General features: G+C 62.3%; 17 protein-coding genes. 6 read left to right on the top strand and 11 right to left on the bottom strand.

Annotated features, from left to right (window positions below; all coding sequences use genetic code 11):
* Positions 1-6 precede the first annotated feature (6 nt).
* The 3 genes from QCE69_RS33585 to QCE69_RS33595 all read right to left on the bottom strand — a co-directional run bounded on the left by QCE69_RS33585 (position 7) and on the right by QCE69_RS33595 (position 5,375).
* Positions 7-2,214 carry an acetate--CoA ligase family protein gene (locus QCE69_RS33585; RefSeq protein ID WP_309935225.1) on the bottom strand — a complete coding sequence of 736 codons (2,208 nt, stop codon included), beginning with the start codon at positions 2,212-2,214 and terminating at the stop codon, positions 7-9.
* Between the two features lie 83 nt (positions 2,215-2,297).
* Positions 2,298-3,566, bottom strand: a complete 1,269-nt coding sequence (frc, locus tag QCE69_RS33590) for a formyl-CoA transferase (protein ID WP_309819352.1) — start codon at positions 3,564-3,566, stop codon at positions 2,298-2,300.
* 42 nt (positions 3,567-3,608) lie between these two features.
* A complete protein-coding gene (locus QCE69_RS33595) occupies positions 3,609-5,375 on the bottom strand; it encodes a thiamine pyrophosphate-binding protein (RefSeq protein ID WP_309927109.1) in 1,767 nt (588 codons plus the stop codon).
* A 343-nt stretch (positions 5,376-5,718) separates the two neighbouring features.
* Between QCE69_RS33595 and sucC the strand changes: the two genes are divergently transcribed.
* Positions 5,719-6,918 carry an ADP-forming succinate--CoA ligase subunit beta gene (gene sucC, locus QCE69_RS33600; RefSeq protein ID WP_309935227.1) on the top strand — a complete coding sequence of 400 codons (1,200 nt, stop codon included), beginning with the start codon at positions 5,719-5,721 and terminating at the stop codon, positions 6,916-6,918.
* A gap of 13 nt (positions 6,919-6,931) precedes the next feature.
* A complete protein-coding gene (sucD, locus tag QCE69_RS33605) occupies positions 6,932-7,804 on the top strand; it encodes a succinate--CoA ligase subunit alpha (protein ID WP_309935228.1) in 873 nt (290 codons plus the stop codon).
* On the opposite strand, the gene QCE69_RS33610 is transcribed toward sucD, so the two are convergent.
* A complete protein-coding gene (locus QCE69_RS33610; RefSeq protein WP_309935230.1) occupies positions 7,801-8,100 on the bottom strand; it encodes a hypothetical protein in 300 nt (99 codons plus the stop codon). The genes sucD and QCE69_RS33610 overlap by 4 nt on opposite strands.
* Here QCE69_RS33610 and QCE69_RS33615 point away from each other — a divergent pair.
* The gene (locus QCE69_RS33615; RefSeq protein WP_309935232.1) at positions 8,099-8,278 is read left to right on the top strand and encodes a hypothetical protein; all 180 of its coding nucleotides are present in this window, start codon (positions 8,099-8,101) and stop codon (positions 8,276-8,278) included. The two genes, QCE69_RS33610 and QCE69_RS33615, sit on opposite strands and share 2 nt — an antisense overlap.
* Positions 8,279-8,359: 81 nt before the next feature.
* On the opposite strand, the gene QCE69_RS33620 is transcribed toward QCE69_RS33615, so the two are convergent.
* The 5 genes from QCE69_RS33620 to oxlT form a co-directional block, all read right to left on the bottom strand.
* A complete protein-coding gene (locus QCE69_RS33620) occupies positions 8,360-9,091 on the bottom strand; it encodes a GntR family transcriptional regulator (RefSeq protein ID WP_309838637.1) in 732 nt (243 codons plus the stop codon).
* Positions 9,081-9,302: a hypothetical protein gene (locus QCE69_RS33625; RefSeq protein WP_309927119.1), complete on the bottom strand. Its 222-nt coding sequence runs from the start codon at positions 9,300-9,302 to the stop codon at positions 9,081-9,083. Before QCE69_RS33625 ends, QCE69_RS33620 begins: the two co-directional genes overlap by 11 nt.
* Positions 9,303-9,415: 113 nt before the next feature.
* On the bottom strand, positions 9,416-10,429 hold the full coding sequence (locus tag QCE69_RS33630; RefSeq protein WP_309935233.1) for a 2-dehydropantoate 2-reductase: 1,014 nt from the start codon (positions 10,427-10,429) through the stop codon (positions 9,416-9,418).
* 157 nt (positions 10,430-10,586) lie between these two features.
* Positions 10,587-11,543: a LysR family transcriptional regulator gene (locus QCE69_RS33635; RefSeq protein ID WP_309935235.1), complete on the bottom strand. Its 957-nt coding sequence runs from the start codon at positions 11,541-11,543 to the stop codon at positions 10,587-10,589.
* A 16-nt stretch (positions 11,544-11,559) separates the two neighbouring features.
* Entirely contained in the window at positions 11,560-12,906 is a 1,347-nt protein-coding gene (gene oxlT, locus QCE69_RS33640; protein ID WP_309819338.1) for an oxalate/formate MFS antiporter, read from the bottom strand.
* Positions 12,907-13,187: 281 nt separating this feature from the next.
* On the opposite strand from oxlT, the gene QCE69_RS33645 reads away from it, so the two are divergent.
* The 3 genes from QCE69_RS33645 to QCE69_RS33655 all read left to right on the top strand — a co-directional run bounded on the left by QCE69_RS33645 (position 13,188) and on the right by QCE69_RS33655 (position 14,799).
* Positions 13,188-13,358 (top strand): hypothetical protein, encoded by a 171-nt coding sequence (locus QCE69_RS33645; protein ID WP_309935237.1) that lies wholly within the window; start codon positions 13,188-13,190, stop codon positions 13,356-13,358.
* Positions 13,359-13,416: 58 nt separating this feature from the next.
* Positions 13,417-14,364, top strand: coding sequence for a LysR family transcriptional regulator (locus QCE69_RS33650; RefSeq protein WP_309927126.1), 948 nt, complete (start codon positions 13,417-13,419; stop codon positions 14,362-14,364).
* 96 nt (positions 14,365-14,460) lie between these two features.
* Positions 14,461-14,799, top strand: a complete 339-nt coding sequence (locus tag QCE69_RS33655) for a hypothetical protein (protein WP_309927128.1) — start codon at positions 14,461-14,463, stop codon at positions 14,797-14,799.
* A 64-nt stretch (positions 14,800-14,863) separates the two neighbouring features.
* Here the strand turns inward: QCE69_RS33655 and QCE69_RS33660 are convergent, their stop codons facing one another.
* Positions 14,864-16,315 (bottom strand): aldehyde dehydrogenase family protein, encoded by a 1,452-nt coding sequence (locus QCE69_RS33660; RefSeq protein ID WP_309935240.1) that lies wholly within the window; start codon positions 16,313-16,315, stop codon positions 14,864-14,866.
* 1,206 nt (positions 16,316-17,521) lie between these two features.
* Positions 17,522-25,399, bottom strand: a complete 7,878-nt coding sequence (locus tag QCE69_RS33665) for a hypothetical protein (RefSeq protein ID WP_309935242.1) — start codon at positions 25,397-25,399, stop codon at positions 17,522-17,524.
* Between the last annotated feature and the right edge of the window lie 319 nt (positions 25,400-25,718).

Consider the following 25,718-nt stretch of genomic DNA (forward strand, 5'->3'; position numbering starts at 1 on the left):
TGCTCTTCAGATCAGACCCGCGCCGCGCGCCCACTTGTACTTCGCGCCGAGCACCGCGACGGGCAGCTCGGTGGAATACGCATAGGCCGGCACGCCGTGCTGGTACAGGTACTCGGCGGCTTCCTCGACCTGCACGTCGCCCGCAAGCGACGCGACGATCGGCTTCTCGATGCCGCGCGCCTTCATCTCCTCCTTCACCTCGATGACCAGCTTCGCGAAGACCATCGGCGGCGTGATGATGGTGTGCCAGTAGCCGAGGATGATCGAATGGATGCGCTCGTCTTCCAGGCCGAGGCGGATCGTGTTCTGGTAGGTCGCCGGAGGCTCGCCGCCGGTGATGTCGACTGGATTGCCCGCCGCGCCGAACGGCGGAATGAACTTGCGGAAGGCGGCGTCGAGATCGTCGGGCATGGTCATCAGCGAGAGACCGTTGTCGACGCACGCATCCGACAGCAGCACACCCGAGCCGCCCGCGCCGGTGATGATGACCGTGTTCTCGCCCTTGGGCGTCGGCAGCTTCGGAATGCCGCGCGCGAATTCGAGCAGGTCGCGCAGCGAACGCGCGCGGATCACGCCGCATTGCGCGAACACGTCTTCGTAGATCTTGTCGTTGCCCGCGAGCGCGCCAGTGTGCGAACTCGCCGCGCGCGCGCCGAGGCTCGTGCGGCCAGCCTTCAGCACCACCACCGGCTTCTTCTTCGACACGCGCCGCGCGGCTTCGGCGAAGGACCGTCCGTCTTTCAGATCCTCGCAATGCTGCGCGATGATCTCGGTGTTGTCGTCCTGCTCGAAGAAGGTGAGCAGATCGTCTTCGTCGATGTCGCTCTTGTTGCCGAGCCCGACGATCGCACTCACGCCCATCTTCGCCGAGCGCGAGAAGCCGATGATCGCCATGCCGATGCCGCCCGACTGCGACGACAGCGCCGCCTTGCCCTTCACGTCATAGGGCGTGCAGAAGGTCGCGCAGAGGTTCTTGGGCGTGTAGTAGAAGCCGTAGATGTTCGGGCCCATCATGCGGATGTCGTACTGGCGCGCGATTTTGACGATCTCTTCCTGCCCTTCGTGATTGCCGGTCTCCGCGAAGCCCGACGGAATCAGCACGGCGCCCGGGATCTGCTTCTCGCCCACTTCCACCAGCGCCTGCGCGACGAACTTCGCGGGAATCGCGAACACGGCGACATCGATCACGCCGGGCACGTCCTTCACGCTGCGGTACGCCTTGCGGCCCATGATCTCGTCGGCTTTCGGATGGATCGGGTAGATGGCGCCCTGATAGCCGCCGTTGATCAGGTTCTTCATCACCGAGTTGCCGATCTTGCCGTCCTCGTTCGACGCGCCGATCACCGCGACCGCATCCGGCTTCATGATGCGGTTCATCTGCGTGACGATCTGTTCCTGCGTGGGACGGTAACGCGGCGCGGCGGGCTCGAAGTCCATCACGATGCGCACGTCCGCCGCGACCGCACCGCTCGGGCTCGCGAACACCGGATTCAGGTCCATTTCCGAGATCTGCGGAAAGTCGTCGACGAGTTGCGAGACGCGCTGGATCAAGGTGACGAGCGCCTCGCGCTGCACCGGCTCCGCGCCGCGCACGCCGCGCAGGACATCGGCGGCCTGGATGCCGTCGAGCATCGATGCGGCTTCTTCATGCGTGACCGGCGCGAGGCGGAACGTGACGTCCTTCAGCACTTCGACCAGCACGCCGCCGAGGCCAAACGCGATCAGCTTGCCGAAGGACGGATCCGTCACCGCGCCGATGATCACTTCCTGCCCCGCGCCGACCATCTGCTGGACCTGCACGCCGATGAGCGTCGCGTCGGGCGCGTACTTGCGTGCGTTCGAAATGATCGTGTCGAAGCCCGCTTTTGCTTCGGCCTCGTTCTTCACGCCGACCAGCACGCCGCCCGCCTCGGTCTTGTGGAGAATCTCCGGTGATACGATCTTGAGCACCACCGGAAAGCCGATGAACGATGCGAGCTTCGCCGCATCGTCCGCGGATTTTGCCTTGCCTTCCTGCGGCACGGCGATGCCGTATGCATCGCAGACGAGCTTCCCTTCGGGCGCCGTGAGCGAGGTGCGGCCTTCGGCCTTCACGCGCTCGAACACTTCGGCGACGCGGCGTTTCGCATCGGGCGCATGGAGCGGCGCGACGTAGGGCTTCTGCGAAGAAGAATGAGCTGCTGCGCTGGGTTCGTGGACCACCGTGCTGTTCATGTCGAGTGTCTCCGTTTTTTCTGGGCGTGCAGAGCCTGCGCCACCTTCTTTCGAAGGCGGGCGTCATTGCAGTTGAAAGGAGTTCAGATCGCGCCGAGGCTCTTCAGCGTGGCGATCTGGTCAGGCGTATAGCCGAGTTCGGCCATGACTTCGTCGGTATGTTCGCCGAGCAGCGGCGAGCGCACGACTTCGGTCGGGCTGTCCGAGAGCTTGATCGGGTTGCCGACCGTGAGGTACTTGCCGCGCACCGGATGATCCACTTCCACCACGGTGCCGGTCTTGCGCAACGACGGCTCTTCGGCGATTTCCTTCATCGAGAGGATCGGGCCGCAGGGAATGTCGTGCTTGTTGAGAATTTCCATGGCCTGGAACTTGGTCTTCGACATGGTCCAGCGCTCGATCTCGTCGAAGATATCCTTCAGGTGCGGCAGGCGTGCATTGGGTGTCTTGTAGTCCGGATGATCGATCCATTCCTCGCGGCCGATCACCTTGCAAATCTCCCCCCACACCGGCGCCTGCGTGATGAAGTAGATGTACGCGTTCGGATCCGTTTCCCAGCCCTTGCACTTCAAAATCCAGCCCGGCTGGCCGCCGCCCGATGCATTGCCCGCGCGCGGCACCGCCTCGCCGAAGCTGCCGTTCGGATACTGCGGATATTCCTTCATGACGCCCGTGCGTTCGAGCCGTTGCTGATCGCGCAGCTTCACGCGGCAGAGGTTCAGCACGCCGTCCTGCATCGCGGCGAGCACGCGCTGGCCGCGCCCGCTCGTGTTGCGCTGATACAGCGCCGTGACGATGCCGAGCGCCAGATGCAGCCCCGTGCCCGAATCGCCGATCTGCGCGCCGGTGACGGTGGGCGGGCCGTCGTCGAAACCGGTGGTCGAGGCCGCGCCGCCCGCGCATTGCGCGACGTTCTCGTAGACCTTGCAGTCTTCATACGGTCCCGGTCCGAAGCCTTTCACCGACGCCACGATCATGCGCGGATTCAGTTCCTGGATACGCTCCCACGTGAAGCCCATGCGGTCGAGCGCGCCCGGCGCAAAGTTCTCGACCAGCACGTCGCATTGCTTGACGAGCGTCTCCAGCACCTTCTTGCCTTCGGGATTCTTCGTGTCGATGGTGATCGAACGCTTGTTGTGGTTCAGCATCGTGAAGTAGAGGCTGTCGGCGTCGGGGATGTCGCGCAATTGCTCGCGCGTGATGTCGCCGGCGCCCGCGCGCTCCACCTTGATGACGTCCGCGCCGAACCACGCGAGCAGCTGCGTGCAGGTCGGTCCCGACTGGACGTGCGTGAAGTCGAGAATCTTCACGCCGTCCAGCGCCTTGCCCGATGTGTTCACTTTCACCGTCATGGCTTGTCTCCGAAACTCAATCGATGTTTGTAGGTTCGACGTTTATTTGTACATCGTCTGCGCCATCGTGCCGGGCGCGTACACGGTCGGATCGACCCAGATGTTGATGACCGCGCTCTTGCCCGTCTTCGCGACCGCTTCGCGCGCCCGTTGCAGCGCGCCGGCAATCTTCGACGCTTCCCGCACTTCCTCGCCGTAGCCGCCGAGCATCTCCGCGAAGCGGCCATACGGCACGTCCGAGAGCAAATTGCCCACGTTGCCGCGCTCGTCGCCGTACTTCGCGAGCTGGCCGTAGCGGATCTGGTTCATCGCGGAGTTGTTGCCGATCACCGCGATATACGGCACGCCGAAACGGTTCGCGGTTTCCATGTCGAAGGACGTCATGGAGAACGCGCCGTCGCCGTAATAACAGAGTACTTCTTTCTCCGGATTGGCCAAGCCCGCCGCGATCGCGAAGCCCGTGCCGACGCCCAGCGATCCCAGCGCCCCCGGATCCATCCACTGGCCCGGACGGCGCGGCCGCACGGCCTGCGCGGAAATCGTCACGACATCGCCGCCGTCGCCGATGTAGATGGTGTCGTCGGAGAGGAACTGGTTGATTTCATGCGCGACGCGGTACGGATGGATCGGGCTCGCGTCCGAGGTGAACAGCGGCATCAGCTTGGCCGTCGCGGCTTCTTCCAGCGTCGAGAGTTCGCGCATCCAGGCCTGGCGCGCCTGGCGCTTGTCGTTCTTCAGGCGTCCGCTCGCTGCTTGCAGCGCGGCGCCGAGAATCGCGCCCGGATCGCCGACCAGACCGAGATCGATGTCGCGATTCTTGCCGACCGTGCGGTAGTCCATGTCGATCTGCACCAGCTTGAGATCCTTGCTGATGCGCTTGCCGTAACCCATGCGGAAATCGAATGGCGTGCCGACGATCACGATCAGATCCGCCTTCGCGAAAGCCTGCGAGCGCGTGCGGTCGAAGTGATGCGGGTCGCCCGGCGGCAGCAGGCCGCGGCTCGCGCCGTTGAAGTAGCCGGGAACGTCGAGCCCGCGCAGCAACGCGATGGCTTCCTCATGACCGCGCGCGGTCCACACTTGCTGGCCGTAGAGGATGGCAGGCCGCTCCGAGTTCACCAGCAAGTCGGCGAGTTGCTCGATCGATGCCGGATCGCCGACGGATTTCGTCGACGCCCGATAGCGGCCGGGTTGCGGAATCACGGCTTTGGTCTGGTCGATTTCGCGGTCGAGCACGTCGCGCGGAATCTCGAGATACGCCGGGCCGGGCGCGCCGTTGAAGGCTTCGCGCGCGGCCATCGAGATCATGTCGGCGACGCGTTCGGTGCTCGGCACGGTCGCGGCGAACTTGGTGATGGGCGCCATCATGTCGACGTGCGGCAAGTCCTGCAGCGAACCCATCTTGTGCTGCGTCAGCGCGCCCTGCCCGCCGATGTGGATGATCGGGCTTTCGGAGCGGAACGCCGTGGCCACGCCGGTGACGGCGTTCGTGCAGCCGGGACCGGCCGTCGTCACGACGCAGCCGAGCTTGCCGGTCTGGCGCGCATACCCGTCGGCCGCGTGCGCCGCCACCTGCTCGTGACGCACGTCGATGATGCGGATGCCTTCGTCGACGCAACCATCGTAAATGTCGATGATGTGGCCGCCGCACAGCGTGAAAATCGTATCGACACCTTCGTTCTTCAGCGCGCGGGCGACCAGATGGCCGCCCGAAATCACGCCGGCGCCGCGCGTCTTCGCCTTCAGGGTGTCATCGGCGGTGGTGGTGGCGGGAGCGATTTCGGGGCGGCTGCTGACGACTTCGGACATTGTTGTCTCCTCCTCGATGGGGGTGGTGTGCGGTTCCGTCGACCTCGATCGGGTCGCCGTTGCTGTGATATACAATATTCCACACACAGTATTAGTCAACTGTATCCCGCTCGGCGAAAACCCTGTGATGCGGTGCGTCAATGGTCGACGAGGCCGTCCCGCATGACTCTGCGTCTCACACGTGCCGCAGCGCGGCAAATCTGTGCCCCTTTCCATGACTTCAAAACGAGCCAGCAATTTCAACTGTCACGTCTTGATATGTGATATATCGTATTTCAGCGCGAATCGAGAGGCTCAGTGCTTTATGCCCGCGCCATTCCCATCAGAGGATTCCGGAGACGAAATGAACATTCACGAATATCAGGCGAAGGCACTGCTGCGCCAGTACGGCGTCGCGGTGCCGGAGGGTCGCGTCGCCTTCACCGCGCAGGAAGCCGCCGATGCCGCCAGCGCCCTGGGCGGGCCGGTCTGGGTCGTCAAGTCGCAGATTCACGCGGGCGGACGCGGTGCGGGCCGCTTCTCGAACGACCCCGAGGGCAAGGGCGGCGTGCGTGTCGTGAAGTCGGTGGAAGACGTGCGCGAGAACGCGCGGAAGATGCTGTCGTCGGTGCTCGTGACCAAGCAGACCGGCCCCGCCGGCCGCCAGGTGAAGCGCCTGTATGTCGAGGAAGGCTGCGACATTGCGCGCGAACTCTATCTCGGCATGCTCGTGGATCGCGCGACGTCGCGCATCACCATCATGGCGTCCACCGAAGGCGGCATGGAGATCGAGGAAGTCGCGCAGCGTACGCCCGAAAAGATCCTCAAGGTCGCGATCGATCCGGCCACCGGCCTGCAACCGTTCCACACGCGACAGATCGCTTTCGGCCTGGGGCTCGCGGGCAAGCAGGTGAGCGCGGCGTCGACATTCATCGCGGCGTTGTACCGCGCGTTCGTCGATCTGGATGCGTCGATCGTCGAGGTGAATCCGCTGGTCGTCACCGGTTCGGGCGACGTGATCGCGCTCGATGCCAAGCTCAACTTCGACGACAACGCGCTCTATCGTCATCCGGACATCGAAAAGCTGCGCGACGAAGACGAGGAAGATCCCGCCGAAATCGAAGCGGCGAAACACGGGCTGAACTACGTGAAGCTCGACGGCAATATCGGCTGCATGGTGAACGGCGCCGGACTGGCAATGGCCACGATGGACATCATCAAGCTCTATGGCGGCGAGCCGGCCAATTTCCTCGATGTCGGCGGCGGCGCGACGCAGGAGCGCGTCGCGACGGCGTTCAAGCTGATCCTGCGCGATCCCAAGGTGCGCGGCATCCTCGTCAACATCTTTGGCGGCATCATGCGCTGCGACGTGATCGCCCAAGGCGTGGTCGCGGCCGCGCGCGACATCGACCTGCGCGTGCCGCTCGTCGTGCGCCTGGCCGGCACGAACGTCGATGCCGGCCGCGAGATTCTGCGCACGTCCGGACTCACCATCATTCCCGCCGACAACCTCGCCGATGCCGCCGACAAGATCGTCAGCGCCGTCGCTGGCGCACGTCACTGAGGAGCACACCGACATGAGCGTTCTGATCGACAGGAACACCAAAGTGATTTGCCAGGGCTTTACCGGCGCGCAGGGCACCTTCCATTCCGAGCAGGCGCTGGCCTACGGCACGCGCATGGTCGGCGGCGTGACCCCGGGCAAGGGCGGCACGACGCATCTGGATCTGCCCGTATTCGACACGGTTGCGGAAGCCGTCGCCCGCACCGGCGCCGATGCCTCCGTGATCTACGTGCCGCCGCCCTTCGCCGCCGATGCTATCCTCGAAGCCATCGATGCGCGCGTGCCGTTCATCGTCTGCATCACGGAAGGCATTCCCGTGCTCGACATGCTGCGCGTCAAGCGCGCGCTGAGCGGCTCGGACAGCCGGCTCGTCGGTCCGAACTGTCCGGGCGTCATCACGCCGGGACAATGCAAGATCGGCATCATGCCGGGCTATATCCATCAGCCGGGGAAGATCGGCGTGGTGTCGCGGTCGGGCACGCTCACTTATGAAGCCGTCGCGCAGACCACCGCGGCCGGGCTCGGGCAGACGACGTGCATCGGCATCGGCGGCGATCCGGTGAACGGGACGAATTTCATCGACTGCCTGACGCTCTTTCTCGAAGACGACGCCACCGAGGGCATCATCATGATCGGTGAAATCGGCGGATCGGCGGAAGAAGAAGCCGCGCAGTTCCTCAAGGACGCGCGCACGAAGAAGCCGGTGGTCGGCTTCATCGCCGGGACGAGCGCGCCGCCGGGACGCCGCATGGGCCATGCGGGCGCGATCATTTCGGGCGGCTCGGGCACAGCAGGCGCGAAGATGGACGCGATGAAATCGGCGGGAATACGCGTGGCGGATTCGCCCGCGGCGCTCGGCGAAACGATGCTGCGCGCGATGCGTTAGGCATTCCGGAAGCGCGGCGGGGTCGGCCCAACCCCGCCGTCACAGATTGTGTCAGTCGATGCGAGCCGAAGTCGTAACGTACGGATCTCGTCCGACGATCCCCGCTTCGACATGACCCGCTTCTTCCCTGTCGCAATCGCCGCCGCGTTGGCCCTTTCGGCATTCAGCCAGGAGGCGCCGGCGGTTTCGCTCAGTCCTTCCTTTGCTGACAGCGCTTCGTCCGCGCGCTTCCAGAGCAACAGCAACGCCAACGTCACTCGTCCGCCCGAAGCCACCCCGGCGTCGCGCACGGGCATGAGCACCCGTTGCAAGGAACTGGCGTCGTCGATTGCCGCCGCGACGGCATCGCCCGATAGACAAGTCGCGGTGAACGTCAGCAAGCTCGACGATCAACGCATCGTGACCCAGTCCATTCGCGACAAGCGCGGCGATCTCGAAGCGCAATCGAAGAGTTCCGGCTGTCCGACGCCTTGACGGCGACGCAGATCAAAAACAAAGGCCGCCTGACGTTTGTCAGGCGGCCTTCCGTCACAACTGAACCACGTAGTCCGACGATCAATCCAGAAAGTCGCAATTCGCCTCGACGAACGCGGCCAGATCGAGCGAATGCTGCTTCACGAGCCGCTCGACGAGTTCGGTATCGCGCTTCTCCAGCGCCTCGATGATCCGCATGTGATCGACGATCGAACGCGATGCGCGGTCGCTCTGCGCAATCGTCATTTTTCGAATGGCGCGCACGTGCACGAAGATGTTCTTGATGGTGTCGAAGATGATCTCCGACTTCGACAGCCGCACGATGGCCGAGTGAAACGCGATATTCGCTTCCGAATATTCGTCGATATGTTCGGCCGGCGTGGAATCGCGGAAGTTGTCGAACATATGGCGCAACTGGGCGATTTCCTCGTCCGACGCCCGCTGCGTGGCGAGCCGCGCCGCCATGCTTTCCAGCGCCGCCCACATGTGGATCATCTCGACGATCTCGCGCTTCGTCTTGCGCAGGATATACACCCCGCGACGCGGCACGGTGCGCAGAAAACCTTCCTGCTCCAGCAGCGTCATGGCCTCGCGAATGGGCGTGCGGGACACGCCCAGTGCTTCGGTCAGTTCTTTCTCGTCGAGACGGATCTCTTCCCGCGAGCGGTAGATGTCCGCCTCGGCGATGGCCTGCCGCAGCTTGGCATACGCCTGGTCGCGCAGCGACACGGTGGCGTTGATCGGCTCCAACGAGAGCGTGAGCCCCGAGGTGCGGACTTCCGGCCGTTCTACGGATTGAGTATCAGATGGCATTGATGGCTTGATTTCCCAAGTGCGGACGGCCAGCGTCGATACGCTTGCCCGAACCGCCGTTCTGGTCGTCCGCCGCGAGACCGGCAAAGCGACCGTGATCCTGCGCGCGCTGCAGCATGCTCTGCGGCACCGCCGATGCAATCATAAACGTAACACCCATACCCACGGCAATCAGCGCGAAACCAACGACAACCAACAGGGCGATGCTCATTTCAGGCTCCAGTCGAATCACTCAAGAGCCCTGAGTATATGCTGCGTCGCAACAGGACGCAACATATTTTGCATCTTGTATATCAGAAACAAAGCTGACGCCATGGATTCAGTTTAGGCCGCTTTCTGCGACTGCGGAGGCGACACGGGCTGCGCGGTGCCCTGGTTCACGCCTTCGCGCAGCTTGATCAATGCGAGAACGGCATCGAGCATCGGCGTTTCGACGTGCACCAGACGGCCGATTTCCTGCACGACGGTCATCAGCGGATCGATTTCCATCGGCCGTCTGGCCTCGCAGTCCATCAGCATCGAGGTCCTATGCGCGCCCACCGCGCCCGCGCCGTTGATGCGCCGTTCCACGTCCACCCTGAAATTCACGCCGATCCTGTCGCCGATGGCCTTCGCCTCGAGCATCATCGCCTTCGACAGCGCGCGCGTGCCGGGATCGCTGGTGAGGACGTCGAGCGTCGCGCCGGTGAGCGCGCTGATCGGATTGAAGCAGAGATTGCCCCACAGCTTGAGCCAGATTTCGTCACGGATGTTGTCGCGCATCGGCGCTTCCATGTCCGCCTTCGCCATCAGATCGTGCAGCGCCTGCAGACGCGGCGTGATCTCCCCGCTCGGCTCGCCGATCGGAAACTTCTTGCCGTAGTGATGCTCGATGACGCCCGGCTCCGCGATTTCCGCCGCCGGCAGCAGCACGCAGCCGATCGCACGTTCCGGCCCGAATACGTCCCATTGCCGTCCGCCGGGATCGACGCTCTGCAGCTTCGTGCCTTCGAGTTCGTTGCCGTGCTTGTAGAAATACCAGTAAGGCAGGCCGTTGACCGCGGTGACGATCGCGGTGTCCGGACCGAGCAGCGGCGGAATCAGGTCGACGACGCCGGGAATCGAGTGCGCCTTGAGCGCGATGATGACGAAGTCCTGCGGGCCGAGCTCAGCGGGATTGTTCGTGCAGCGCACCTTGACGGTGTGCTCCTCGCCGTCGATCCGCAGTTTCACGCCGTGCGCCTGCATGGCCGCGAGGTGCGGCCCGCGCGCGACAAAACTGACATCGGCTCCTGCGCGCGCCAGTTGCGCGCCCATATAGCCGCCAATTGCACCGGCGCCGTACACGCAGATCTTCATGGTTCGTCTCCTGTTTTATAGCCTGATATCCATCTGATATACAAGATACTACATTCCGTATAGACCAAGGACAAGGCGAAAGGCGTCTGGGCGTACAGGCAAAAACCCGCATGCGCCGATGACGCTGCGAGTAAAAGTGAATCGGTGAGTGCGACGCTCAGACTTCGGCGATCTGGCTGCTGCCGACAGTATGCGACGACGATGCCACGGCGTGTGACCACACGCTCGCCGCGCTGGCGCGCAGCGCGTGGCCGCGACGGCGCACCAGCATCAGCGCGCGCGCGGTGGCGGGGTTGAGGGGAAGGAGATGGAGCGCGGCGGGATTGCAGGCCGTGCGCGTGTGCATCGGCAGGACGCCGACGCCCAAGCCGGCCTGGGTCATGTGCGCGATCGCCGCCGCCTGGGTGAAGCGCTGCCGTACCGCGCCGCTCACGCCATGCAGCGCCAGCGCGGCCTCGATGGCAGCGAGACTGCCGGTGTCGTCGTCGAGCAGCAGCAAGGACGTGCCGCGCAACTGGCGCCAGTCGAGCGCGGCGGCCCCGGCCCATCGATGCGATACCGGGACCACCGCCGCCAATGCGTCGGGATAAAGCGGTTCGGCGGAGAGTTCGTCCAATGTGTCGGGCGCGATGACGAGGCCCATATCGGCTTCACCCGAACGCACGAGTTGCAGCACGGCATTCTGCGGCCGATCCAGCACGACCACGGTGACATCCGGCAGACGCGCACGGCACGAAGCGAGCAGCGCGGGCAGCACGCCCGCCGCCAGGCCGCCGCCGCACGCGAGATTCACCACGCCCGGCTCGGCGCCGGATTTGCCGTGCGGCCGCAGCGTCGCTTCCAATTCCTCGACGAGCGGCGCGACCCGCGCGAGCAGCTTGCGACCCGTATCGGTGAGCGTGACGTGACGCGTGGTGCGATCGAAGAGCCGCAGCGCGATTTCTTCTTCGAGCTCACGAATGCCCCGGCTGACCGCCGATTGCGTGACGCCGGATGCATCGCCCGCGCGCGTGAAACTGCGATGCCGCGCCAGTGTCACGAACAACCTCAGTTGATGCAGCGAGACACTGAGCGCAGGCGCGGCGTGATCGCTCGAATGGTCCGGATCGCTCATGCCCGCGCCGCCCCGCTTACTGCACCGTCTTGTGCGATCCGTCCCAGCCGGCCTGGAAAGATGCATTCACCGACGATTCACTCGACGCCTGCGCGACCGTGTTGTCGATCCAGCGCTTTCTCATCGGCGCGAGCACGAACTTGGCGCACAGCCCCGCCGCGATCGACGTCACCGCTGCCGCAGTGAACACCGCGTTCCACGACCCGATCGACGCGAGCACCGACGCCAGCGGCACCAGCATCGACGCCGTGCCTTTCGCGGTGTATAGCGTGCCGGCATTGGCGGCGGCGTACTTGCTGCCGAAGGTATCGGCACAGGTTGCCGGGAAGATCGAGAAGATCTCGCCCCAGCACAGGAACGTCAGCGCCGCGAACAGCATGAAGAGATACGGGTTGTGGCCGAACTCCATCAGCCCGAGCAGCGCAATGCCCTCGCCCAGGAAGATGATGAACATCGTGTTTTCACGGCCGATCTTGTCGGAGATGAAGCCGCACAGCGGACGCGTGAAGCCGTTGCACAGATTGTCGATCGACAAGGTCATCGCGAGCAGCGGCAACGTGATGCCGAACAGGTTGACCGGCATTTTCGCGAAGCCGTATTCCTTCGCGATCGGCCCGAACTGCGCGGTCGCGATCACGCCGCCCGCCGCAACGAACACGAACATCAGGTACAGCACCCAGAAGATCGGCGCGCGCACCATCTGGCCTGTCGTGTAGTCGATCTTCGTCGCGACGATGCGCTTCGCCGGAACGATGCCCGCCGGCGGCTTCGGCCGCACCAGCATCAGCGCAAGCACGAAGATGCAGACGCCCTGCAGGATGCCGAAGAACATGAACGCATGCTCGTAGCCCGAGCGCTGGATCATGTTCGAGATCGGTATCACCGTGACCGCCGCGCCCGCGCCGAAGCCGGCCGCGGTCAATCCCGCCGCGAGGCCGCGCTTGTCCGGGAACCACTTGAGCGCCGTGCCCACGCAGGTGCCGTACACGCATCCCGCGCCCACGCCCGCCACGACCGCCGCGATGTAGAGATGCACGAGGCTGGTCGCGTGGGCGTCGATGATCCAGCCGAGCGCCGCGCAAATCGAGCCGCCGATGACCACCGGCCGCGGTCCGAACTTGTCGACGAGCCAGCCTTCCACAGGCACGAGCCAGGTTTCGGTGACGATGAAGATGGTGAAGGCGGTCTGGATCGCCGCCTGACCCCAATGGTGCTTGGCGTCCATTGGCACGACGAACAGCGTCCATGCGTACTGCAGGTTGGCGACCAGTCCCATGCAGATGATGCCGATCACCAGCTGGAACCATCTGTTGTGATGACGCCCGTGCGATTGCCCGGACACAACCGTGTCTGCGCTTGCCATGTCTGTCTCCGTTGTGTTTCTCAGCGCTCGTACGGCGCTTGATGTGCTGCGAGAAGCCGGCGCGCTGCGTCGGCGGCGGGCGGTCGGTCAGGAGAAGGGCTCGGTCCAGGCGGCATGGGCGGGAGGCCGCCGGTTGGCGTGCGTGCGGCGCACGGCGCGCGCGATGCAGCGGGCGATCGATTCGCACATGGGGCAAACATCCGCGTCAGGCGATCGAAGAATCATGTCAAGCGATTCCCAGTTGAGTCCGGATGATTCGAACCAGCCTTTGCAGGCTTCGCATGCTGCTGATCGTGCTGATTGATGCGTGGTGCGGTGAGGCGGGGTGCTTCTGGTATGCCGCGCGAAATCCGGTCGATGCCTGGGGCCAGCATGGCCGTTCGCGCCTGGTGGGACTGTCCGGCTTACAACTGATGGGACGTGAAAGCATCGTGGGGGAGAAAAACGATTAAGGAAAGTTAGAAAAAATTATTGTATAAATTCAGTATCGTTAATGGATGAGGGATTGCCGTGCTCCGCAACGCCACCCTGCGTCAATTGAAGATCTTCGAAACCGTCGCACGGCGACTGAGTTTTTCCCGCGCCGCCGAAGAGCTGTACCTCACGCAGCCAGCGGTTTCCACACAGGTGAAGCAACTCGAAGAACACGCAGGACTGCCGCTGTTCGAGCAGTTGGGCAAGAAGATTTTCCTGACGCCGGCGGGCAACGAAATGCTCCATCACAGCCGCGCCATCCTGGAGCAATTCCGCGAAGCCGACGACGCCATGGCCCGCCTCAAGGGTATTTCCGGAGGCACGCTGAATGTCGCGGTCATCAGCGCCGGCGATTACTTCTTTCCGCGGCTGCTCGCCGCCTTCACGCTGCGCAATACCGACGTGCGGCTCAACCTCGCCGTGCACAATCGCGAGGAACTGCTGCATCAGCTATCCGACAATCTCACCGACCTGGCCGTCATGGTGCGTCCGCCGCGCGACATGGATACCGTGAACGTGTCGTTCGCGCCGCATCCGTATGTGATCGTCGCGCCGCCGGATCATCCGCTCGTCGGGCGCCGCGATCTTCCGCTGGAAGCGCTGGCCGACGAGCCGTTCATCGTCCGCGAGCGCGGCTCCGATACCTGGAATTCGATGGAGGAAGGCTTCGCCGGACGCCTGACGAACCTCAACGTGGCGATGGAAATCACAAGCACGGAGACCATCAAGCAGGCGGTGATCGCCGGCATGGGGCTCAGCTTTCTTTCTGCTCATACCATCAGCATGGAATTGCAGATGGGCAAGCTGGCCGTGCTAGATATCGAGGACTTTCCGGTGATGCTCAACTGGTTCGTCGTGCATCGCAACAACAAACGTCTGCCGCCGGTCGCGCTTGCATTCAAGGACTTCCTGATCCAGGAAGGCGCTGCGCAAATCGAGTCGATCACGCAGATCGTCGCGACAACGGGCAAGCCGAACACATAAGGCTTTATCAATACATACTCGAAGAAAGTTTAACTGTCGTGTATGGATTGATTTTCCTATCCTGCGATGGAGCCCCCCGGCCAACAGGAGACGATCATGATCCAGGCAATTCACGGCGATGACCGCGAAGTTCAGGCGCAGGTCTGCGCATTCAATACGGCTTTCGAAGAACTCGACCTGATGTTCCGCTGGGACGCGCAGACGTACCGCTCGCTTGCATCAGCGGACAGCGACTACGGCAGGATCGCGTTGTACATCGAGACGCATTGTCCGCATCTGCTGAAAGCGTACAGCGCCGAGTTCCTTTGCCAGGCTATCGTGGAGCGGAAGAATTCGATGGTCGAAGCGTGCCGGCAGAACACCGTCCAGTATGAGGACAGCACGCAGCGCGCACGGCTCTGGCGAGCGCGCGATCGGGAAGCGATGCAGTTCTGAGCTTCTCTGCCAATGAAAGCGGGCGGCCCGGACACTCCGGGCCGCCCGCTTTGCGTTCATCCCTTCAGGGCGCCAGCGCCACCCACACGGCCTTCGGCTCCGTGAAGTTTTCGATCGCGACATCGCCATGCTCGCGGCCAAAACCGGAATCGCCGCTGCCGCCCCACGGCAGCCGGACGTCGGTGTAGCCGTAGGTATTGACCCAGACGGTGCCCGCCTTCAATCCGGCCGCCATCCGGTGCACCCGGCCGATATCCGCGCTCCACACGCCCGCTGCAAGGCTGTACGCGGTGCCGTTGGCGATGCGCAGCGCGTCCGCTTCGTCGTCGAACGGAATCACGCTGGCCACCGGCCCGAAGATCTCTTCCTGCGAGATGCGCATCTCGTGCTCGACGTTGGCGAACACCGTCGGCTCGATGAAATAGCCGCGCTCGCCGACACGTCGTCCGCCGGTCACGAGCGATGCGCCCTCGCCCTTGCCAATGTCGACGTATTCCAGAATCGTCTTCATCTGTTTGGCGGAGATGACGGGGCCCATGTTGGTCTCGCGCTGCGTGGGATCGCCGAGCTTGATGGTGCGGGCACGTTGCGCGAGCCGCTCGACCACCTCGTCGTACACGGCACGCTGGGCCAGGATGCGCGAGCCCGCCGAACAGACCTGCCCCGCGTTGAAGAAGATGCCCGATGCCGCCGCGCGCACGGCGCCGTCGAGGTTGGCGTCGGCGAAGATGACATTGGCCGACTTGCCGCCCAGTTCGAGCGTGACGCGCTTGAAGTTGCCCGCGGCGCCCTGCAGGATGCCGCGTCCGACCGACGGCGATCCGGTGAACGTCACCTTGTCGACGCCCGGATGCGCGACCAGCGAATCACCGACCACCGAGCCCTTTCCGGTCACGATGTTGAGCACCCCGGGCGGCACGCCGGCTTCGAGGGCCAGGCGACCGAGCATCAGTGCGGACAGCGGCGTGATCTCGGCGGGCTTCACGATCAGCGTGCAACCGCAGGCAAGCGCCGGCGCGATCTTCCACATGCCGATCATCAGCGGGAAGTTCCATGGCACGATCGCCGCAACCACGCCGACCGGTTCGCGCACCGTGTACGTCAGCGCGTCGGGCCGCGCGGGCACGACCTGACCGTTGATCTTGTCGCACCAGCCGGCGTAGTACGCGAGCGTATCGATGGCGGCGGGAACGTCCTGACGCTGCACCGCCGCAATGGGCTTGCCGCCGTCGAGACTTTCGAGCGCGGCAAGCTCATCCTGATTCTGGCGCAGCAGATCGGCGAACTTCATCAGGATGCGGCCGCGCTCGGCTGCGCGGATCGCGTTCCAGGGTTTCAACGCGGCGCGAGCGGCCTGTACCGCGCGGTCGACATCGGCGGAGGTGCCTTGCGCGACATGGGCAATGGGGTTTTCGGTGGCGGGATCGAGGTTGGTGGAATAGTCGCCGCCGCTTGGCGGCATCCACTCGCCGTTGATCAGCAATTCATAGCGCTTCAAGTCCGTCGTGCTTTCCATGTCTCGCTCCATGTGCTTTTCCAGACTCCGTCATGGTGAGCCAGAAAGATCATTCTTGAAACCAAGACATTCTTATCGTTCATATAGGGCGGGATGAATGGATGATCGGCAAGGCGGGGCCGAAGACATCAGTAGAGGGAACGGTAATCCCATGCGAGCGAATCCAGCTCTCCGTTCATGAAATTCTCGTACCTGGCGAAGAAACTTTGCAGGCTGTCCGGATCTTTCCTGAGATAGGCCAGGCCCAGTACGACGAAGCTCACGCTATCCGGATTGAAAGGCAGCTTGGGCGTGAAATTGTCGATGACATCCTGTAGCTGGCGCTTGACCGCGCTCTTGTCGGCGTAGAGCGCTTCCAGCGCCTGGGGTCCGAGTGGCTGATCGGTCCCGGGCATACGATTACGCAGCCTCCATTTCCGCCGGGTCGGATCCTTTTCTATCGCGAACCTGAGCGTCTGCAAGACGACGCTCTTGAACTTCGGATCGGTTGCCAGATCTTCCACTGGAATTCCCCTGAGCTTTTCGCCGCTGTTCACCACGAGTCTTTCCACGGTATTCCGCGTTCCGGTCCGTGACGCATAAACGTCCAGCAAGTCTTCCGCCGACATGTGATAACTCTCGTGAATCAACATCCGTGACATCACCTGATCGAACTGCGAGCCCATGATCGCCACTTCGTCGAAACCTTTCTCGAATGCGGTCAACAGGAACGTCACCTCCTTTGATGTCACTTTCAGGGGATAGTAATCCTGATGGGGCTGATAAAGAGGCGGCGCGTTGGATGGATACGTGGTGACCAGGACATCGCTCTGATATCCCTGCTTCGCATAGCGTGTTGTGGTGGAAACGTTCAGCTTGTCCAGTGAAGCGCCGCACAGCGGGAGGCGTGTCTCCAAGAAATGTTCGAGCACTTCCTCCACGGAATCGCCGAAGAATATCTCGAACAATCTCGCAATTCGCAGTTCCTCACGGTTCTCCCGCAACGCGAAGCTGGCATCCTCAAGCAGGCTCATCGCTTCATTCTTCGCTCTGGCCAACACGTCGCGCATTTCCCTGGCGGTTTGCAGGCTCAGGCCTTCATCGATGTGCGTGATGGCAAATCTGCGTATCGGTGTGCACGGCGGTGTCGGCTCCGGCACGACCTTCCATTCTCCTCCGGAAAACCTCACCGACGGGCCATCCAGACGGCTCATCGGATGAACGGCGTTATAGGTGTTGGTTCTCCAGTTGAATCTGACCTCGCAGAATTTCTCGCCAGCCTTGATATATTCCGCGTACCTCGGGACGGGCGAGGCTCCGCGCAGCGTATAGGTATTGCTTGGGGCATTGAATTGCAGGCCGGGCTCGGATACCACGGAGGTCAGATATTGATCGTCGACCCTCATGGCGCGCACACTCCAGTCGTCCGGGAAATACAGTTCCGCCTTTCAGTCGCGCGGGCCGGATGATTCCAGCCTTCGATGCCCGCCCGATATCCGCTATATCGATTGGAAGCGGAACGAGAATGTCCAGCAAAGCGGCCGCAATGGTTTTGGCGATCCTGGATACATCCGCCCCCACTGCGCTCGCCTGGATGACGCGCAGGACGTGATTGGCCAATGCCGTTCCGGACAATCCAAGCGCCCTGCCCGAACGTACGCTTTCCCGCAAGGAGCCTCGGGAAATCGCCGCACCGATTCCTCTGCCCGCCGGATACAGGGACAACATGACCGTGAGCGTATCGACAAGGGCATCAAGCGGACTGACCTTATAGTCCTTGTCGAACGAGATCATGTATCCCATCTTGTAGAACGGCACGAGATTGAACAGCAATCGTTGAGCGAAGCTCGGCCTATAGAGCTTGTCTTTGTACTGTGGGACCCGGGCTTTGATCAGCTTTGCCATTTCAAGCGACAGGTAGTCCGCGATGCTTGCGTGCTTCGTCTTGTCCAGATACTCGGCACTGTTCCGTTTCAATGAAGTCTGCTTGATCCCATTCGGGCAATTTCTGGGAATCCCGGGGTCGAGGCAGATGAATACTTCCTCGAACGTGTATTCGAATATCTGCTTGCCGGAATCACTCAGCACACGAACATCCTTCCAGAATCGATATTGCGGAGCAGCCCGCGCGTTTCTGGCATCTTTCGCCGCGATCCTGAGACTGCTCCTGTCAGCGCTGTCCGCGCCAAGTTTCGCCAGAATCCAGTCGCCACCTGCAAGCTTGATGAAGTACTCGTCGGACTTGTCGATTTCGTTGCTGACGTGAATCGCCTTTGTGATCGAGTAGTACTCACGCATTGAAATCCGAAGCGGCAGTAACAGCGTCGCTGCAGTCCACATCGCATCGTAGGGCAGGCTGTACGCCTCATAACTTTCGAATTGGGCGAAGAACTCCGTGTCGTTCGCACAGAGTGAACTCGGCTTCAGATTCATCAAGGTCCGGTAGCCTTCAGGCGCGCGGCCGATGCCGCTCAATGGATGCAATGCTTGCGAGCGTTCAGAGAAGTGATCTGCAATGAGGGCGTGATCCAGCGGCCTGATGGACGCAATCGACACGCCTTTCTCACCGGTCCAGAGCACGATCGCGGCAATGATCGTCCGGTGCGATGCATTCAGTCCGGATGACTGCGGTGATGATGCGATGATCCAGTCCGCCTTCTCCAGCGAGGCAAGGATATCCAGATAGTTTCCGGCGAGGCTGATCGCAAGCTGCTTGGCGTCGAAGCGATTCAGTTCGAACAGAATTTCGGAAAAGTTATCGGCTTGCTGCCACTGCCGGGAAATGTAGAGGCGTGCATTGAGGAGATCGCCAATCCTGACCATCGCCGGATCGCTCAGATTTTCGCCGCCCTTGTTCTGGTTCCAGAACCTGAAGATCTCCCATTCGATGTCCGCAAGAATGCGCGAATAGGCGATTCCCTGACGTAGCTTCTTGCCGAAGTCGTCACTGATCCATTGCCTGGACAGTTCCTCCTTCTCCTTGCCTCGAGCAAGCCTGAAGCCTGCAACGTAATCGTTCGCTCTGATTCCGTCCTGCAGGGCGAAGAGGTCCGCTCTCCGGCACTTCAACTTCTCGCTCACGCGTAGCAGACGTTTGTACTCGCCGATCCACCACTCGGCCTTGGCATCCATGTCAGCGCCCAGTTCATGGATCTCATTGAGCAGGATAAAAACGAGCGGCTCGGCCTTCGGTCCATCCGAGCATGCATTCGGATCGGGCCTGGCCCGATTCTCCGCGAGAACATGATATTCAGCCTGCTTGAGCGCCGCTTCCGTTGCCGTTATCTTCGCGGTCAGATCATTCAATTCGCTCTGGATCTGCTGGTCGGTCGAATCACATACGGAAACAGCAAAAGCGATATTCGGTTCGTTGACTGGCTCGTGGCGTCCCAATTCCAGACCAATCTGCTGCATCAGATCATTGCTCGGCGACCTGCCTGCCGCGATGGCCAGCGACCACTGTTTATCAGGAGGCGTCAGCCTTTGAAGAAACCATACAAGGGACTTCCTGAGCAAGGCGATCCTGAATGCCTCCGTGTCCGGCGTATCGACATTCTCAAGAAGCGACTTCGTGGCGAGATCATCCAGTCCGATCAACATCTGCGACCAGGTCATGGGCCCCGCACGCGTCAGCAGTGAATCCGACCATTCAAGAAGCTCCGACATCCGCGAGCCCTGCAAAAGCTGGTAGATGTTTCGCATCGCCACGCCGGCATCGAGGGGAAACCATGCGCCCTTGATGCAGACGAGCGTCCGGGACTGCGTCATCTTCTTTCCGGTGAATAGAATGCCCAGCACCGGCGTGAGCATGACGAACGGCCAGAACTTTTCGAGAAGGTGCATGTATAGCTTTCGATCAGACTCGTAAATCCCACCTTGCACAGGAGGTTGAGCTACGTCCGGGTTATCCAGTGCGGCCGTATCGTCCAGATCGGAAAGCTGCGTCAGCAGTTCGGCTCCGGCCGTCGTGTTGGCGCGCGTGAATTGACCATGCGACGCAAGTTCATTTGCGTCGAATCCGGGCGTGCAGGCTGTCTTGCCGTCGAAGCTGATTTTTTGCCATTGTCCGAGGCTTGCGTCCCACGCCGCGTGGATCGTCGGTCTGGCCCGTTCTTTTGGCGCAAGCGACACTGCCTCGACGGAATCCCCGCCCTGGGTATTGACACAGATGACCAGAAGCTTCTCGGCGCATCGGTAGAATTCGGCTTCCAGTTTGAGATACCAGCCTTCGCTTTTCCGCGAAGTCGGGCTGACCGACGTCGAATAAAGGCCTGGATGACCTTTCACGCTGTGCAACGGGTAGGCAGGATCCTCCGGCGCGACCTGTTCCACAATCGCCCTCTTCAGTTCATCTGTATAGATGCGGTCTGGCAAGGGCGACGGACTCGCGACTTGCGCAAGATTCCACCGGGACTCTTCGGTCGACCATGCGAGATAAGCGGTGTCCGGACGCGCCTCCGTTCCCCCCATTACTTCGATCAGGTTTGGATGGAACAATACGCATCGCCAGAACCGTCGATTCAGGCAGATGAGTCGGTTTCCCTGGGGGTCCGCATACAGCCGTCCTTCGACGCCGGCGCCCCTGGTGTAGGGATAAACCGATTGCTCGCTCCACTGCCCGATTTCGGATATCACCTCTTTGGCAAAAGGCTCCGGCACGGACTTGCTCGTTGTATTGACACCGGTGTTGGCGCCGGCCTTCAGCTTCCAGTTGTGCCCGTCGAATGCGATGTAGAGTTGCTTGCCGCCTGCGGAGAGGATGGCGTCACGATTCGTCGATCCCTTTTCCCCCGCAGCCGTGGATTTCGCCGCGTCCTGATTCTCCGCTCCGGTAATCGGCGAAAAATCAACGAACTTGTGGCAGGCCCAGAAGCGCCCGCTTGCGAAAAGAAGCTTGCGCGTGCCGGCCTTGTTGGAATACAGCTTGTCTTCGATCTGCGAGAAGTATTCGACTTCCGGCGGATAAGCGTTCGCAGCGGAAAACATGTTGGTCACGGCGGCTTCGAGTTGGGCATCGACTGCCGAGTCACCCGGCATCGGCCAGAACTCAGGACTTGCTGCCGTGGCGTCTGCGAATCGCCGCGAGCGGTGAGCTCTCGCCTCGACTGCGTCACCTTTTCCGTCGTCTTCCAGATGTGCCGCGCGAAGCAGACGCAGGTCGATCGAAGCGTCGATGACAATCTGATGCGACGGCACTGAAGGCGACTCGATGCCGCACAGGTATTCACTCGCAAGAAGATCGGACCTACCGGCCGTGTCGCCGTCGGGCGTTGCGTCGTCTTCGACAGGGGGTTCGTCGAGTGGCGTCACGAGGGCCCATACCGATCCTGCCGCCATCACCGCCGCCAGCGCGCCAATCAAAACGAAGTACTTATTGCGTCTCGAAGCGCTATTGCTGCTGCCGTTGATGCTGACTTCGATCTCGCTGACGTCACGAGGCAGCGACTGAAACTCCATGGACAATGGCGCGCTTTCAGAGGGCTCGACGCTCGACGACTCGCTTCCACGTCGTTCCGACGCATGCGCCTCAGCGCCACGCGCCGCGCGCCAGACAAAGAACAGCGTCAGCATCACGGAGAGACTGGCGGCAAGCCCAGCGGCGCCGACTATTCGCGTCCAGTTGAGGCCGGTGGCTTCCTTCGAGCCGGCGTCCGTGACGAGGAAGTCATGGATTGTCAGGCCGTCGCTCTCGATCTGCTGTACCGAAGTCGAAGAATGCTCATCGGCTGATGCAGCATCGCTTGCCGCGCCCCCGGGAAGCTTGACGGTGCGTGGCTTGACCCACCAATGCCCGCCTCTGAATTCGAGCGGATGCCAGGCCATCCGATCATGCTCCCGACCATTCGACAATACGCACAAAACGCCTTCTTCGCGGCTGTAACGCACGCGATAGACATGGGTCTGCTCTTCAATGTACCTCTTGCCCTGTATCGTATGGACGCCCTGCTCGGCGATGAGATCGCGCACCGACACATCAACGGCCCATGCCCTGTTGAGCGGCATCAGTTCGGCAAGTGTCGAAGGCGCAGCTTCACGCTGTGCAGGAGACCGGTTCAACAGCGCATTCGTCGCCTGATGCAATTTCCCGAGTATCCACGCCTCGGTCTGCTGCTCCAGGTTATGCCTGAGCCGCCTGATGACGGGCGCCTCGCTCGCGGCCAGCGCACCCGTCAGCCTGGACGCCCACTCGAGCCAGGAACCGGCTTGCGGCAATTCAATATGCTCGCGCGCCGCCAGCAGATCGGGCAACAGCGGCAGCATGTGCCGCAAGCCGGCGATGGCGTCGCTTCCCTCGAAGGACGCATCGGCGATGTGACTCAATTCGCGTGTGAGTTCATCGAGCCCACATGCGCGCTCGGCGGGATCCGCCGTGGCCAGCCGGGCCGTCAGCCACGTGAGCCTGACCACGATGAACGCGCGATAGAGCGGTCTGGTCTGCTCAAACCCCTGGAATCCGCTCAACATGGCTTGCCAGTCGCCCGCTTCCGGCTTTGCCGGGAAGCGCCGGATCGCCGTCAATGCGTGACTGAAGTGGGTCTCGCTGAACGACTCCAGCATCAGCGGGCAGAGGTCCTTGGTCGCCTCGATGAGCAGCTTGATGTCGTCCGCGACTTCCACATCGCGTGCGATCTGCCTGATCTCGCCGAACGTCTCCCGAATGACGACGAGGTTGCTTCTCAGGTCGGTGAGATTCGGGTTGTCGCCGAGCGCTTCCACGCGTTCGCGGATGCGTCGACGAAGCTCGCCGACGCGTTCTGCGAGACGCTTGTCTTCGGTACGCGCGACGTCGGTTCTGTCGGCGTGTGACAGCATGCGCGGCAGGCGCGCGGATATCTCCTTGCCGATGCCGTGTATCTCGTCGATGATCCCTTTGACCGATGCGACATCCTGAGCCATGCCCGATAGCAGCTTGTTGACCGTGGCCTGCCATGAGTCTTCTATCGTCACCTGGCCGAGCAAGCCTTGCAGGACCCGCTCCACCCCGAACAATGGCGCGTATCCCAGCGCGTGCCAGACAGCGGTTGCGCCCGCGCTTGCCATTACCTTGAAGTTGGCCAGAGGCATCAGCGCGACTTGAGCGCTGGCAAGAACCGAATCTGCTCGCGTCGCCTCGATGAAGCCCTTGAACAGTTCCTGGGCCAGCGCCGTATCGACGAAGCCATTCATCCACTCGTCTTGCGACACACCGCCGAGCGCAAGAAGCTCGCGCATTTCGGCGCTTTGTATCAGGCTCAGGAGCCATTGCGCCTGCGCGGGTAGCGCGTCGCTTTGCGGACCTGCCAAGGTGCGTTGCAGCAGCACAGAACCGGTCCGCAACATGCTGCGCGTTTCCGGCGCCACATGCTTCAGCAAGACTTCGATCCGGTCCGGGTTCTGCAGTGCATGCGCAAGCCAGCCGAGTTGTTCGGGCACGCCTGCCTGCGCGGGATACGCGGGGAGATCCGAGGTATCGGATTGCTCTGCGACATGCGAGAGCATTCGCGCCCATTCCAGTACGGGCTGAAGCACTTGGGGAAGCCATGCCGCGGGTCCGTCTTCCCTCAACAAGGTTTGCAGGAATTCGGCGAAGCTGCCGTGTCCGTGCGCTTTGAGAAGCGCGCCGAGTTGTCCCGTCAGCATCTGGCAGGAGCGCAGGACGTGCTGCACGCCTGTGCGCGCGGATTCGGGCAGCACGCGTGCCAGGCCCGGATCACGCGCCGCGCGTTCCAGTTGCGTGATGGCGCGTTCGATCGACCTGACACGCGACTCCGCCGATGATCCGTCGCTGCCCCTCCACGATGCGAGCAGACCATCGAGCAATTCGGCGATGGCCATGAGGGGCGTGCGCGCGGCTTCAGGCAGAAGCCGGCCCGCTTGACTTCTGATGAGACTCGACGATGCGCCGAGCTTCGCGGTCAACGTGTCAGCGCTGTTGTGGATCTCGTGGAACGCACCATGGAGACGCTCGGCCGTCTGATATTGCTGCATCAGCACGTTGGCCGTGTCGATGACGATCAATACGGGTTCCGGTATGTGGCTTCTCAATGGTGCGCCTGCCGGTCCCCCGAGGAAGCCGACGAGCGCCGCAAGCCGGTGATGGAGCGAGCCCGCTGCGCTGGGTTCATCGGCGGAGCCGTCTCCGCCGAGGCGATTGCTCACCACCAGATAGGCCTCGCTGAGCGCCCTGCAATAGGTAATGAAGCGGTCGAAGGAGGCGAAGCCCGTTCTCCCTTCGTCCCCGAGCAAGGTGAGCAGGGCTTGAGCGAGACCCGTGAGATTGCCCGCACGCTCGAAGATGGCGCGGGCGTCGTCCATACGACGCATGCACGCTCTAAGCGTCGCCCACGACCGCAGCGCGGCGCGCAGCGATGCGTTCCAGGTCTCCGGCAACCGGTCCGCTTGCAGTTCGATCAGATGACTGGCCTGCGCGAGCTTGTCGGCCATCGAGAGGCTGTCGTTCGTCTGCGTGGCCTTGAGGCGTTGAGTGAGATCATCGAAGGCGGCGTAGCAGGCCAGTCCTCGCTTGAGCCAATCAATGGCAGTTCGTGCGACGTCGCGCATGTTATCCGGCAGCACCGCGATGCATTGATCGAAAAGCGCGAGGCACGCGGCGAAGCTTTCGAGCCAGGATGCGTCGGCCCGGGCATCACTTCGCATGGTTCGATAGAAGCTGTCGGCTGCGCGCCAGAGGGTCAGGGCGTCGTTCAGCTTTGCGGCGGCGCGGGTTGCTTGCGGCCCGCAGGTTTCAGGAAGGTAAGCGGCGTAGGCCGGCAGCAACTCGCCGAGTTGGAGGAGCGTTGTGAGCCAGTCTTCGCGTCGAGTGTAGAGGCGCTGGAGATCGTGAAAGGCCGTTTCGCCGGCGCAGCAGTGTTGAACGACGTCCTGGCTGAAGCGCAGCGCGATACGCGTCACCAGATCTTGCACCGTGCGGATGAAGACGCTGTCTGGCGAAGCGGAGGAGTCGAAGCTCGGGGGCGTGTCATCCTGATCCGGCATTGGATTGTGTTCAAGCCTCCCGCGCGACGCGTGCGGACTCGTGTCCGTGAAGAGGTTGAACGAAGCATCGGGCGAACTTGTGCCTCTGCGGCGTGGCTGACTTTCGTCGCGCCTCTCCCATTCCCACATCGCGTGCTCCTTCGCTTTGTACGGGCATCGGTAAATCGATGTCAGAGAAAAGCAGCTCGAGTGATGCCCAGCGCAAAATGCGAAAGCGACTGGGAAACGGATATCAGGCCTGGAAAACACGTCGCATCACTGCGGGCATGCTACAGATTGACCGATCGATTCCCGGCTCGGCCGGTGCGATCAATGTCATCGATGCTACGCACACGACTTCTTCATGTTTAAATCAGGACACTAATTCACAAAGCGGAGCATCGTGTTGAAAACGCGAGACGATTTAATGTATTGATGAGAAACCGGATGAACGAATTTTCGTCTGGAT

The organism is Caballeronia sp. LZ032 (assembly GCF_031451315.1).
Taxonomy (GTDB): Bacteria; Pseudomonadota; Gammaproteobacteria; order Burkholderiales; family Burkholderiaceae; genus Caballeronia.